This window comes from Natrialba asiatica DSM 12278 (assembly GCF_000337555.1).
GTDB lineage: Archaea > Halobacteriota > Halobacteria > Halobacteriales > Natrialbaceae > Natrialba > Natrialba asiatica.
On record NZ_AOIO01000003.1, the window covers coordinates 259,509 to 273,057 of the forward strand.

At 63.7% G+C, this 13,549-nt stretch carries 13 protein-coding genes; 7 read left to right on the forward strand and 6 right to left on the reverse strand.

Annotated elements, in window-relative coordinates; translation table 11 throughout:
• Positions 1 to 1,171 precede the first annotated feature (1,171 nt).
• The 7 genes from C481_RS01090 (at position 1,172) to C481_RS01120 (ending at position 8,433) form a co-directional block, all read left to right on the forward strand.
• A complete protein-coding gene (locus tag C481_RS01090) occupies positions 1,172 to 2,014 on the forward strand; it encodes a ParA family protein (RefSeq protein WP_006106896.1) in 843 nt (280 codons plus the stop codon).
• On the forward strand, positions 2,011 to 2,655 hold the full coding sequence (locus tag C481_RS01095; RefSeq protein ID WP_006106897.1) for a hypothetical protein: 645 nt from the start codon (positions 2,011 to 2,013) through the stop codon (positions 2,653 to 2,655). The genes C481_RS01090 and C481_RS01095 overlap by 4 nt, the downstream gene beginning before the upstream one ends.
• Before the next feature lie 227 nt (positions 2,656 to 2,882).
• Positions 2,883 to 3,848, forward strand: coding sequence for a transcription initiation factor IIB (locus tag C481_RS01100; protein ID WP_049904287.1), 966 nt, complete (start codon positions 2,883 to 2,885; stop codon positions 3,846 to 3,848).
• A gap of 247 nt (positions 3,849 to 4,095) precedes the next feature.
• Positions 4,096 to 4,866, forward strand: a complete 771-nt coding sequence (locus C481_RS01105) for an MOSC domain-containing protein (RefSeq protein WP_006106899.1) — start codon at positions 4,096 to 4,098, stop codon at positions 4,864 to 4,866.
• A gap of 284 nt (positions 4,867 to 5,150) precedes the next feature.
• Positions 5,151 to 6,293, forward strand: a complete 1,143-nt coding sequence (locus tag C481_RS01110) for a CaiB/BaiF CoA transferase family protein (RefSeq protein WP_006106900.1) — start codon at positions 5,151 to 5,153, stop codon at positions 6,291 to 6,293.
• Between the two features lie 118 nt (positions 6,294 to 6,411).
• Entirely contained in the window at positions 6,412 to 7,263 is an 852-nt protein-coding gene (locus tag C481_RS01115; protein WP_049904320.1) for a VOC family protein, read from the forward strand.
• 156 nt (positions 7,264 to 7,419) lie between these two features.
• The gene (locus tag C481_RS01120; RefSeq protein WP_275040045.1) at positions 7,420 to 8,433 is read left to right on the forward strand and encodes a C45 family autoproteolytic acyltransferase/hydolase; all 1,014 of its coding nucleotides are present in this window, start codon (positions 7,420 to 7,422) and stop codon (positions 8,431 to 8,433) included.
• A gap of 66 nt (positions 8,434 to 8,499) precedes the next feature.
• Here C481_RS01120 and C481_RS01125 read toward each other — a convergent pair whose 3' ends face one another.
• The 6 genes from C481_RS01125 to cobJ all read right to left on the reverse strand — a co-directional run bounded on the left by C481_RS01125 (position 8,500) and on the right by cobJ (position 13,546).
• Positions 8,500 to 9,675, reverse strand: coding sequence for an outer membrane protein assembly factor BamB family protein (locus C481_RS01125; protein ID WP_006106904.1), 1,176 nt, complete (start codon positions 9,673 to 9,675; stop codon positions 8,500 to 8,502).
• Positions 9,676 to 9,746: 71 nt separating this feature from the next.
• Complete coding sequence (locus C481_RS01130; protein ID WP_006106906.1) at positions 9,747 to 10,115, reverse strand: DUF3209 family protein; 369 nt, start codon at positions 10,113 to 10,115, stop codon at positions 9,747 to 9,749.
• A gap of 34 nt (positions 10,116 to 10,149) precedes the next feature.
• On the reverse strand, positions 10,150 to 11,382 hold the full coding sequence (locus C481_RS01135) for a CbiX/SirB N-terminal domain-containing protein (RefSeq protein ID WP_006106907.1): 1,233 nt from the start codon (positions 11,380 to 11,382) through the stop codon (positions 10,150 to 10,152).
• A gap of 65 nt (positions 11,383 to 11,447) precedes the next feature.
• On the reverse strand, positions 11,448 to 12,167 hold the full coding sequence (locus C481_RS01140; RefSeq protein WP_006106909.1) for a hypothetical protein: 720 nt from the start codon (positions 12,165 to 12,167) through the stop codon (positions 11,448 to 11,450).
• Positions 12,164 to 12,475, reverse strand: a complete 312-nt coding sequence (locus C481_RS01145; RefSeq protein ID WP_006106911.1) for a ferredoxin — start codon at positions 12,473 to 12,475, stop codon at positions 12,164 to 12,166. The genes C481_RS01140 and C481_RS01145 overlap by 4 nt, the downstream gene beginning before the upstream one ends.
• Positions 12,476 to 12,499: 24 nt before the next feature.
• A complete protein-coding gene (gene cobJ, locus C481_RS01150; RefSeq protein ID WP_006106912.1) occupies positions 12,500 to 13,546 on the reverse strand; it encodes a precorrin-3B C(17)-methyltransferase in 1,047 nt (348 codons plus the stop codon).
• Between the last annotated feature and the right edge of the window lie 3 nt (positions 13,547 to 13,549).

Sequence of the window (13,549 nt, forward strand, 5' to 3'; positions counted from 1 at the left end):
ATACCCGGTTCGGCGGCCGATGCCCCGACAGCAGGCCGGGTGCCGATCCCGGCGAGGGCCGTGCCGACCGCCGTTCCAGTTACCGCCATGAAGTTGCGACGTCCGATCGTGGATCGTCGCTCCGTGGGATTTTCTCCCATGACAAGTGACGACTATTTCCAGTAGTTAAGTGTATATATTTCTACTATGTACCGCTCGCCAGAGAACAGGTCACAGATGGACTGCGGTTGCACAGCGTGCGGCTTCGCTCCGGTAGTAAGCGGCTAGCCGAACTCGTTCCAGGGATCCAGGTCGTCGGTCATAGTCGCCAGCACATCACGAGTACAAATAGCTTAACTAGACGAGATTCTTGGTTAGGCCAACCGGATAGGCTAACTAACCAGTTCCTCTAGAAGGCCCGATACACGAAGTCGTCAACAGACGCGGCGAGACGATGCAAAAGAACGAACTCGACTGACACGATCCAAGCGGCCGTCGAACGATTCTATTCGAAACCGCAACCGGCAAGAACGCTACCGATTAGCGTTCTCCGGAGTGGCTATTCGGTTTTACAACCGTCTGTGCACAGCGAACCGATAAGGGCTACTGAATAGACTACTCAAGAAGCCTAACCGACAAGGAACACCGATCGCACCAACCGGGAAGATCGGCCAGTCAGCCACACCGCTATCCTCCTCCGGTCGGCCACGAGGAACGTCCGTTGTCCGGAAAGATAACCAACGAATCGAACTGGCAAGGGGCACCCGCTATTTCAGCCGAGATGGTTTTTCGAGAGAGCTACCGAAGTAGCCTAATCGATAAGACTAACCAATAGGGCTAACTCGATGGGGCAGTTCAGAGGGATAGTTCACTAGCCAATCCGGTAGCCCTAGCCAGACAGTTCTCAAGTAGCGGGCGCGTTCACAAAGACACCCGGTACGCCATACTGGCAGAGATGGCAAGATAGATTGTTCAGGTGGGACCACCGAGTAAGCCAACTGGATAGCCTAACCCATCAGCCTAACGAAGTCAACACCACCGTACGTCGCCCGAGACGAGCCGTCTCGTCCGCTAGCCGCGCTGCAGCACAGTTCCTAGCCCATATCCAGTTAGGCCAACTGATTATGCTAACTGAATGGCCTAACTAAACCATATACCGGAGAATTATATTCGGGGAGACTAACTGGTTCGTATGCTCACCTATACGACCTACTCGGAGGCCGGCGGCGTCGGCAAGACGACAGTGGGTGCGGCCCTACTCGAAGCCCACGCAGCCCACGGGCTCGACGTGCTCGCGATCGACATGGACCAGCAAAACGGCTCGCTCACCTACCTCCTCGACATCGATGCACCCCGGGACGACAGCCAGGCCGATAACATCGTTCGACACCTGATCGACCGACCGAAGGGATCGGTAGAGGACCTCGTGTTCGAAACGGAACACGGGTTCGATCTCCTGCCGAGTCACAACATGCTCGAAAACCTCGAGGACTTGCTCAATCGCGCACAGCGGATGGCCGACGATCTCGGCGAAGGCGACGAGTTCGATCCGTACGACCGGCTTCGCCAGGTGCTCATGGACGCCGGGATTCCACAGGAATACGACGTGATCGTCATCGACCCGCCGGCGACCGCCGGCCCGCACCTCTACAACGCCGTCTCCGCGACCCGAAGTCTGGTTATCCCAGTCGAGCCGACCGGGAAGGGAATGCAAAGCGTCATCGGGCTCGAAGAACTCGTCGACGGGCTTGAGGAACGACTCGAAGCCGAGATCGGCGTCCTCTCCGCAGTTCCGAACGGCGTGGGGCGAACGACCGACCAGGAACGGTATCTGGAGGAAGTTCGAGAGCGCGGCTATCCCGCACCCGTTGCACTCCGGGAACGATCGTCGCTCTTCGAAGGCTGTTGGGACCAGCAATGCACGCCGGCTCACTACGTCGAGACGCACCGATCTCGCACGCGGGATCACGAGATGGAAACGCTCGAGAAGATCGACCAGTTGGCAGGACGAATCGAGGAGGTGGGCGGACTATGAAAAAGGGGTCCGGTAGCGATCCGTTTGCCGAGCCCGAACCAGAGTCCGAACCGGAACCCGATACAAACGAGAACGAAGGCGGGAACGAGGGCGAAACGGACAGCGAAACCGAAGAGACCCACCGCGACGAACCCGAAGAACGCGACGCTGAAACGAGTTCGAACGCACGGTCGGACGAAGACGAAGATACAGAGACAGAAAGCGCCGAACTCGAGACGACGTTCGACGAAACGGCGTCCACGGACGAGTCGACGGCAACGGCGGCGGGCCAACAGTCGTCCGAGAGAGAAACCGCCGTTGAATCGGAGCGGAACTCGTCGGAGACGGAAACCGATGCGCAAACGGAATCTCGATCCCGAAACACGATCGTCGACGAGCCGCCGCAGGCGGGGGCCGCCGATGGGGGCGTACCCTGGGTGTACGTTCGTGATAACGTCAAGCAGGACCGGGAGATGGTCCAATTCTACCTCCGGGACTACGTGGTCGACGCGGAAGACGAGTTCGTCGACGCGGTGAGCGACGAACTCGGGACGGACGTCTCGAAGACCGACGTTCGAGAGGCAGCGTACGAGGCTGCGATGTACAACGTCGAGGACGTGGTCGAGCGACTGGAAGCCTGGGGATTCGAGTCGAGAGACTGACCGAGGTGTATTCGTTATCGCGGCGCGACCGCCTTCGTACTCGAGAGCGAACGGCGGTGGATCGAAACCCGCGTAGTGCCGGCGTTCCGGAGACGTTCGCGCCGAGACCTCATGCTGAGACGGTGATCCCCTGATCGCCGCTGATTTCGAGGTGGATCGGCGGCGATGACATTCCGTCCGCAGATCGCACCAAGTGTTTAACTCTCGTGAGGGATTTTGTACGCGTAGTGAAACGCCTAACTCGGCAGAAAGATCAGGACACGCAATCGAAACAAGAGACTACTGAGCGAGAGGGAACTCAGACCTGTCCCGAATGCGAGTCGAGTTCACTCACGCGGAGTCCGGACGAGAGCGAAATCAGTTGCGAGGCCTGCGGATTGGTTATCGAGGAGGAGGTGATCGACCGCGGGCCGGAATGGCGAGCGTTCAACGCGGCGGAACGAGACAGTAAATCCCGCGTTGGTGCCCCGACGACCCAGACGATGCACGATAAGGGGTTGACGACCACGATCGACTGGAAAAACAAAGACGCCTACGGTCGCTCGCTGTCCTCGGACAAGCGATCGCAGATGAACCGGCTGCGGAAATGGCAAGAGCGGATCCGGACGAAGGACGCCGGCGAACGAAACCTGCAGTTCGCCCTCTCCGAGACCGACCGGATGGCCTCCGCACTGGGCGTCCCGCGTTCCGTTCGAGAGGTCGCGAGCGTTCTCTACCGGCGCGCACTCGACGAGGATCTGATCCGCGGCCGCTCGATCGAGGGCGTTGCCACGAGCACGTTGTACGCAGCCTGTCGGATGGAAGGGATACCGCGATCGCTGGACGAAGTCGCTGCAGTGTCGCGCGTTAATCGCATGGAAATCGGCCGCACATATCGGTACATCTCGCAAGAACTCGGTCTCGAGATGGAGCCCGTGAACCCGAAAAAATACGTGCCGCGGTTCTGTTCCGAACTCGACCTTCCAGAAGAGGTGCAGGCAAAAGCCAACGAAATCATCGATACGACGGCCGAGCAAGGGATGCTATCCGGAAAATCCCCGACGGGATACGCCGCGGCCGCGATCTACGCGAGCGCGCTGCTTTGTAACGAGAAGAAGACGCAGAAAGAGGTCGCCGACGTTGCCCAGGTAACCGAGGTTACCATTCGGAACCGATACCAAGAACAGATCAGCGCGATGGGGCTCCCCAACTAGCGCGCCGCGTCGATTTCTCACGCGAAAAATCAGTGAGGCGTCAGCAGCACCAGTCGGCGGACTCGGAGCCGCCGATCCGTCGGCGATACCGCAGCTTGAACTCGCGGGCGACGAGGACGATGCAGCCGAGGTCGCCGACCGAACCGGGGGATTGATTTCAGCGGAAACGACGTGCTCTTGCATCGACGCTCGCCGCAACACGCCCGCCACAGAAACGAATATTGGGTTCGACGGGAGATAGCAATCAATGGCAACGCTCGAGCGGCTCACCGTGTTTCCGGTGAAAGGACTCGACGGGATCGATCTCGACTCGGCATCCGTTCTCGACGGCGGAACGCTCCAGTACGACCGCGAGTTCGCCTTGGTCGACACCGACGGGGACGTGATCAACGGCAAACGGACCGACCGCGTCCACGAACTCGCGACCGAGTTCGAACCGGCGTCGAGGGACGTAATCGTCGAAACGTCCGACGGCGACGAACGACGGTTCGATCTCGAAACCGAGCGCGAGCGGGTCGAGGAGTGGTTCGGCGACTACTTCGGTGCGGAACTCACCTTGGAGCGAGATGAGTCGCTGGGGTTCGTCGACCGCCGCGAGATGGGACCATCGCTGATCAGCACGGCCACGCTTCGGACGGTCGCCTCCTGGTTCGACGAGATGACGGTCGAGGGAGCGCGACGCCGTGTTCGGGCGAACGTGGAGGTTTCGGGCGTTCCGGCGTTCTGGGAGGACCGGTTCGTCGGCGACGACGCCCCGGCACTGGAAATCGGCGACATCCGCTTCGAGGGCGTCACGCCGTGTGGCCGGTGCGTCGTTCCCCAGCGCGATCCCGATACCGGCGAACCGATCCCGGAATTTCGGACGCAGTTCGTCCGAAACCGCCGAGAACGGTTTCCGGAGTGGGCCGACGAGGACGCGTTCGACCACTACTACACGCTGATGATCATCGCTCGGGTTCCCGAGTCCGATCGAGGGAAGACGCTTCGGGTTGGCGAACCGGTCGAAGCGATCGAGTGATCCGTTCGGCCGGTTTCTCGGTGCGGATCGACCGGAAGTCCCAGGAACGAACACGAGTTCTCTCGGAGAACAACTGGGTAGACTAACTAGTTAGCCTAACCAGTCACACATATATCATTGTGAGGGGTGAAGCCGAGAAGCGTATTTCTGTGGCGTTCGAGCTGGTTGTCGACGCTATTGTACCTCTGATACTATCGGTAAGCGATCGCGGGTACGATTACACGAACCCGTATTTGAACGGTCCGTGGATACCAGTTATACGCGTTCGTGGTATTGATCTCGACATGCACCTCGACGGACTCCGCGTGCTCGATTTGAGTCGATTGCTCCCCGGACCGTACGGAACGCAACTGCTTGCAGACATGGGTGCAGAGGTCATTCGGATCGAACGGCCCGGGGACGACGACGAAGCGGGACCGGAACTCGAAACGATCAACCGCGGCAAACGACGCGTCGCGCTGGATCTGAAACGCGACGGCGGTCGCGACGCCTTCCTCGAACTCGCAACGACCGCCGACGTCGTCGTCGAACAGTTTCGACCGGGCGTCGTCGACCGACTGGGGATCGGCTACGAGACGGTCCGCGAGTTCAACCCCGAAATCGTCTACTGCTCGCTGTCGGGGTACGGACAGAACGGCCCGTACAGCGATCGCGTCGGACACGACCTGAATTACGTCGGTCTCGCCGGGTTGCTGGATATGACTCGCGAATCCGATACCGAAGCCCCGCGGATACCCGGCTATCAGATCGCGGATATCGGCGGCGGGCTGTTCGGCGCACTCGCCATCGTCAGCGCCGTCCTCTCCCGCGAACTCGGGGCCACCGACGGTGAATACATCGACATCTCCCTGACCGACGCTGCTGTCTCCTTCTCTCAGGCAGTCGCGCCACGGGCGCTCGGCGGCGCAAACCCGCGACCGGGCGAAACGCCGCTTACCGGTCGATACCCCTGGTACGACATCTACGCAGCCAAGGAAGGCTACGTGACGCTCGCCGCGTTAGAACCGCACTTCTGGACGGACTTCTGTGACGCCGTCGACCGCGAGGAGTGGATCGAACTCCACGCGACGAGCGACCCGGCCGAGCTCCAGGCGCTCCGCGAAGAACTCGAAGCCCTGTTCGCCGAGCGAACGCGGGACGAGTGGCTCGAGTTCTTCGACGGAATCGACGCGGCCGTCGGCGGTGTCTACACGCCGGCCGAAACGGTCGACCATCCCCAGATTGAGGCTCGCGGCTACGTTCATCGGTCGTCGGACGGGCCGCCGTTTGTCGGCTTTCCGGCGCGCGGAAGCGATATCGACCACGACGAACCGGCAACGGCCGTCGCCGACCATGGCGCTGACACTGCGTCCCTCCTTCGCGAGGCTGGGCTCGGTGCGACCGAAATCGAACGGCTCCGGGAGTCGGGAGCGATCCCAGGGGCGTAGACGAATACCGACGCGCTTGATCGAATCGTCGGCAAGGAACGCTCATCGCAGCGAGACGATCACCGACGAATCGGCTTCGCAGGCAACCGTGAAGATCATGGAAGCCCCAGCAGACACAATGACGGACGACCCACCCGTTCCGGAGACCGCGCGAATCGGCCGCGCCGCACTGAACGTAGCCGACCTCGAGGCGATGGTCGAGTTCTATCGTGACGTGGTCGGGCTCGCGGTCCACACGCGGTCGGAGACGACGGCGACCCTCGGAGCCGACGACACGCCGTTGCTCGTGGTAGAGCAAACTGAGAGCGCACCGCCTCGACAGCGGGACGAGGCTGGGCTCTTTCACACTGCGTTCAGGGTTCCGACGCGCGAGGCGCTCGGCGCGGCGCTCGATCGGCTTCGAGATCGATGGACGCTGACCGGCGCGTCGGATCACTACGTGAGCGAGGCGCTCTATTGTCGCGACCCCGAGGGCAACGGGGTCGAAATCTACTGGGACAAACCGCGGACCGAGTGGCCGCGCAACGACGACGGGACGATAGTCATCGGGACAGTACCGCTCGAACTCGACGCGGTTGCCGCCGCGTCGAACGGTGCGTCGAGCGTGCCGCCGGAAACGTCGATCGGACACGTCCACCTGGAGGTTTCGTCGCTGGCAGCCGCCCGGACGTTTTACGGCGAGACGCTCGGCCTCCGCGTCCAAACCGAACTGGAATCCGCACTGTTTCTCGCTGCGGGCGACTATCACCACCACCTCGGAGTCAACACGTGGAACGAGCGAACGCAGCCGGCAACCACCCGTCACCGCGGGTTAGCATGGTTCGAGTTCAGCCTTCCGGACCAAGCTGCAGTCGACTCGGTCAGGCGTCGACTCGTCGAGACCGACCACTCGGTTACTGAACTCGACGACGAGGTCGGTATCGCGGTCGCCGATCCGGATGGCATCACCGTTCGGTTTCGAACGCGCTAGCGAGGGTGCAGTCGTCGAGACGTGCCGTTCTCGAGGTGGGCAACGACAGACGAGCGCAACTAGCCGTGGGACGTCGACGCCGGCGTGCAGTTTATAAAAGGCCGCAAACGTGAGAGACGGTGCTACCTGCCAGTGTCGAGAAGGAACAAATCCGACATGCATCACCACCGCTTATCCGGACCGTACGAAGCGATGGGTCGACAGTACGCGGCCCAGCTCACGGACGATGGCCGGTCGCTCGCGGACGCAGCAACGGAACCGCTCGATCCGCCCGAAGAACGGCGTGCGCTCGCACGCGACTGTGCGAGCCACGTCGAAGAACATGCCCCGTCCCTCCTCGACGAACTTCGCGGAATCGCCGACGCAACCGGTATCGACGCTGAACTCGTCGCGACCGTTCCGCTGGCGTTAGACGCCGAGGCCGGGTGTTCGCTCGTCGCCGTTTCGGGCGAGCGTACCGCCACCGGGACGCCGCTTTTCGGCCGGAATCACGATTTCTTTCCGTCCTTCCAAGACTTCGCGACGCTATACCGGACAGCGCCCGCAGACGGGCTCGCTAGTATCGGGTGTTCCTGTGTGTACGTCGGCCGCTGTGACGGCGTGAACGAGGCCGGACTGGCGATCGGCTTCGCGGAAGTACCGCCGCACGAGTTCGAACCGGGGATACCGTGGCAACTCGCCATTCGTGCGGTGCTCGACTCGTGCCGAAGCACTGAGGAAGCTATCAGTTTCCTCGAGTCAATACCGCATGCGACGACCGTCAATTTCCTCGCCGCCGACGCGGCCGGGGATATCGCACTCGTAGAGGCCAGTCCGGACCGAGTGGCGGCGACCCGTCCGAGCGGCGATCACGTCTCCGTAACGCGGGAGTTCCACACCGAGTCGATGCGCGAAGCGTACCAATCGACGGATCGGACGCCCGACGACTGCGCGCGCAGGCAGACAGTTGAGGCGTGGTTCGCCGACCAAGAGAGACCCGTTTCACCCGCCGACCTCCAAACGGCGATGGGCGACCCGGACACCGGTATGTGTTGGCCCGTCAGCGATGACGGTGATCCGCGTTCGACCATCTGGTCGTGGGTGATCGACCCCGCCGATGCCAGCGGCTATCTAGCGGCTGATTCGCCTATCGATACGCCGTACGAACCGATCGAAATCGGTTCGGAGTGACGCCGAGTTCCGGTCGGCGGGCTTCCCGATCGCGCGTTCCGTTCGCGGTGAAAGCAGTGAGAGTGATTACCGATCGATCGGGAAGGTATGGAGCGCGTACTCGCCGCGAACCTGGGTTTCGTCGTGATACGCGACGGGTTCCTCGATGGCGACAATCGTGCGCTCGTCTGCCGCGACCGCCGTCGCGATGCCGTCGGTGGGAACGTCCTCGAGCGGGCCGTTCTCCGCGTCGAACCGGCGAACGCCGTGGGCCGCCGAATCGCGCGTTCGGAAGTGCTGTGCGCAGGGGACGACGAGGGTGTCACCCGCAGTAGTGAGTTCGTGTGCGAAGCCGTCGAGGGAGGCGGTCCAGAGCGGATCGCCCGCGGCGTCGACGACGGTAAGCTGGTGTTCGTTCGGGTGGAGCGAGTCGGTGTCGCGGCTCTGTTTGGCGTACGTATTCCCGGTGGCGAACGCGACGCGGCCGTCGAGCGCGGAGGCGTGGTTCGGATAGGCGTACAGCGTCTCGTCGCCGAGTTCAGTTTCGACCGCGAGATCGAGTCGCCAGCGCTCCTCGCCGCCCGGGCCGAGCAGGTAGCCGCGCTTGTCGCCGTGGCTCGCCACCGCGAGATGCGGTCCGTCGAAGGACACGTCACCGACGCGGCGGTCGCCGTCGGTTCCGGGGTCCCAGTCCCATCGCGTCTCGCCGGAATCGGTATCGAGGACGACGAGACCGACATCGTGGGAGCCCATACACCGATTGTAGCCGACCGCGAGGCGGTCGCCCGCCTCGTTTACGTCGATCGCGATCGGTGAGGCGTCGGTTTCGTAACGCCAGCGAACGCGACCGTCGGCGTCGAAGGCGAAGACGGTACTGTGCCACCGTCGGTCCGCCCCGTCGCGTTCGTAGCGGCGGGCCGCCGCGTAGACCGCGCCTCGATCGGGGTCCGTTTCGAGAGCCACGACGTAGGGCAGTGCGAAGATGCCGTCCTTTGCCGGGGGACCGATGTCAGTTGCAGTCTCGTAGGCCCATCGGCGTTCGCCGGTGGCGAGATCGTAGGCTGCGATCGTCCCGTCCTCGCCGCGGCTGCCGACGACGAGTTCATCCTCGAGCGAGCCTAGCGTGACCGGGTGGCCCGGGTGCGTAACGCCCCACCGGGGATCGAGGGAATCGCGATCGCGGTCGAAGGCGGTGAGCCGGCCGTCCCACTGACCCGCGATGACGAGGTCGGCGGTCAGGTGGACGCTCGACCGGGTCCACATGTGTCGGCTCCGGGAGCTGTCGATCTCACCCAGGGGGACGCGCCGGGAGCCGTGGGTACGCTCTGCCACCGTTAGTCCTCCGGGAACGTCTCGTGAAGGAGGTCGTGAGCGTCGCCGATCCCGTCGACGATACTCTGTCCCTGCGCGGTCAGCCGGTGGACGGCGCGTTCGGCGTCTCGGACCGCGAGCAGTCGGCCGCGGGTGTAGTCGTATTCGGGGTCATCAGGGTCCATCGCGGCGATTTCTTCCTCGAGATCGACCAGGGCCGCGTCAAGGTGGCGCTCGATCGCCGAGAGGGATTCCGCCTCCGCGAGCGCCTTGATCGGGCCCTCAAGATGGCCTTCGAGATCCGCCTGCGCGTGTTCGCGGGCGCTTCGATCCTCGCTGCCGAGGACGTTCATCAATCCGAGTTTCAGTGCTTCGATTTCGTAACAGCTCATAGATAAGTATGGTATTGGGATGGTATCATCGCGTTCAGAGCGTCTGATCCACGAGATCGCTCACGATGCGGTCCCGTTCGAGGTGGGACGAAACGATGCGGTCGGCGTCGGCCGCGTCGACGTCGCCGTACCAGATGCCGTCCGGATAGACCGCGACCATCGGGCCGTCGCCGCACCGACCCAGACAGGACGTGCGGGTGATGCGCGCGTCGCAGTGGTCTGAGTCGCGAGCCGTCTGGCGAAGCCGTTCGAGGACCGTCGGTGACCCCATCTCGGCGCAGGTCCGGTTCGTACAGACCGCGACGTGCTTCCCCGGCGCGTCGTGGGTGTGGGGCTCGTCCGCGACCGACTCCCGGTCGGCGTGTGCCTCCTGGTGGGCCAGCGCGCGGAGCATGGCCCGCGCCCCGCCGACGTCCTCCTCGTAGCCCTCGAGATCGACCTTGTACTTGCAGGTATCACAGGACATCTCGACGCTCCCCGTCCGGGCTTCCTGCCATCGGTCGGCGAACACGTCGAGCAACCGCGAGTCCGTTCCGAGGGGATCGCCGGCCAGCGCGTCGACGTAGGGATAGTCTGCGTCGAAGTCGGCCGTCCGGTCCCGAACGCGCTGGGTAAGGACACCGTCGCCGAGCATGTACGGCAACGCGACGACCGCGTCGGGCCGGTGCTTTGCCACGCCGTGTAGGGTCTCCTCAAGCGTCGGCTCCGTCACGCCGACGAACGTCGCCTCGACGCGGGTGAACTCGCGGCCCTCGTACAGCAATCGTGCGAGTTTGTGCACGTCGCCGTTGGCGTCCGGATCGCTCGAGCCGCGACCGCAGAGAACGACAGCGACATCGTCTTCCGTCCGGTCAACGCCGAGTTCAGCTTCGACGGCCGCAGCCCGGTCGTCGAGAAGGTCGATGATCGCCGGGTGAATGCCGAGGTGTGCGCCGTTGTCGATCCGGATGTCGAGTTCGGCGCGAGATTGCTCGAGCGCGAGTGGCACGTCGTTTTTGACGTGGCTCGCAGCGAACAGCGAGCAGTGGACGACCGTCACTCGCGCGGTGACCGTGGCGAGTTCGGCCAGCGCCTCGTCGATAGCCGGTGTGGCGAGTTCGAGGAACGCGGCATCAACGGGGATATCGAGGCGCGATTCGAGGGCGGCGGCCAGGTCTCGCACCTGGTCGTTCGATTTCTCGCGGCGGGAGCCGTGGCCGATCAGGAGGATGGCCTCGTCGTCGACGGATGGGGGCGTGCCGATGTGGGATTCGTCGGGTGTGCTCATCGTAGCTGGTGTCGTTGCGTCGGGTGGTTCGATACCGGACAGTGGCGGTAGCAGTAGTGGCGGTCCTAGTCGTCGATCGCGGTGGCCTGTTCGAGGCTCCGTTCGAGCTTTCGACGCCGATTCGGCGCGAACAGGCCGGTTTCCTCGCAGTCCTCGTAGAGCCAGGTGCCGAAGGCGGACGCAGCGGCGTCGTCGACCCCGAACCAGTAGCCGCCCGAGGACGTGTCGCCGAGTTCGCCGACGGGGGCCTCGACCGGACAGTCGGCGATCAGTTCCCGGACGAGCGCGAGCAGATCGCGGTCCGCGTGGACGAACGAGATGCCGACGGTCCCGCTCGAGGACTTGAAACAGATCGTGCCACAGCCCTCGAGCAACCCGCGGAGGAGTTCTCGGTCGGCGTCCGTGAACGCGCCGAGGCGATAGTTGCCCCGGCCATCGACGGGAAGACTACGAACGCTGTCCCGTCCGAGGACGGTTCCCTCGTCGGCGGGTATCGAGAGCGTGAACTCGTCCTCGGTCCGGGTGATCGACGCGTCGTGGGCGTACTCACGTGTCGTGGTCTCGCGATCGAGATCGCCGCCCGCGACGGCCGCGAGCACCTGTGCGGACGTCTCGTCGGAGGTGGCGACCTCGATTCCGTCGGCAGCGACCTCGCCGCTGCCGGCGACGTGCCCCCAGAAGTACGCCGTGGCGGGGTGTCCCGCGAGCGGGTCCGCCGGCGGCGATATCTCGAGTTCGAACTCGGAATCGAACGCGGCGTCCGATTCGGCCGCTGCATCGCTCATTCGGCCACCTCCTCGGGCGATTCGGGCGGCCCGGACGGCTCAGCTGCATCGACAGCCTCGACGACGATGGCATCAGTCGGACAGGCCGCTGCGGCCTGTTTGGCTTCGTCGATTCGGTCGTCGTCGAACGTCGCGACGACGCGGTCGGCCGTGTCGGTAACGTCGCCCGCACAGTCGTAGACCGGGTCCGCGTCGGGATCGACCGTCGCGAGGCCGTCCTCGCCCTCGATGAACCGCGGGTCGCGGGTCAGACAGGCGAAGATACCGTCGCAGGCGTCCTTTTCGATCGTGACTTCGTATCGTGGCATAGGAGTTGAATCGAACCGCACCGCTCAGTAGTCGTACTTCGTCTCGTACCCGCGCGGGGTGACCATCCGGTCGTCCCAGACGTAGGTGTCTTCGGTCCCGACGACGATCGTCGTCGTCATATCGACGATCTCGCTTTCGCCCAGATCCTCGAGTTCGGCGAGGTCGGTGATCATCACCTGCTCGTCCTCGCGGCCGGCACCGTGGACGATGCCGACCGGCGTCTCGGGATCGCGGTGGGTCAGCAGAATTTCACAGCACTTTTGGAAGTTCTCGCGGCGCTTGCGGCTCCAGGGGTTGTAGATCGTGATCGTGAAATTCTCGCTCGCGACCGCGTGGAGGCGCGACTCGATCTCGGGCATCGGCACGAGGTGATCCGACAGCGACACCGACACCGTGTCGTTCACCAGCGGCGCACCCAGTCGGGCCGCGCAGGACTGGGCCGCGGGAACGCCCGGAACCACGTCGAACTCGACCATCGAGGCGGTCGAGCCCTTCGACTCCAGAATCTCGAGCGCCAGCCCGGCCAGCGCGTAGACGTTCGGATCGCCGCTGCCGACGATCGCCACGTCGTTGCCCGCCAGCGCGCGGTCGATCGCCTCTTCCGTCCGCGAAACTTCGCCGCACATCGGCGTGTCGTAGAGTTCGTCGGCCGCGGCGGTGATCTCGTCCGGGATGAGGTCGATGTAGGTCGTGTACCCGACGATGTGCTCGGCCTCGAGCAGCGCCGTCTTCGCGCGTTCGGTCATTCCCTCCGGCTGACCGGGACCGAGGCCGACGGCCGTCAGTTGGCCGGGCTCGGCGTCGAAGTCCTCGATCGTCGCCCCCACTTCCTGTTCGGTAGAGCCGTCGTCGCTCGACGCACCGCACGACGATTCCGACGACGAACTCGAAGTCGAAGTCGAACCCGATGCACCACACGCCGAATCGCTCGATGACGTCTCGTCGCTCGACGCACCGCACGACGATCCCGACGACGAACTCGTCGAACTCGAGGCGGGTTCCGTCTCGGTCGCGCCGCCGCACTTCGATGTCGATTCCTCCGCAGCGTCCGCGTTCGTCTCTGAACTCATTGG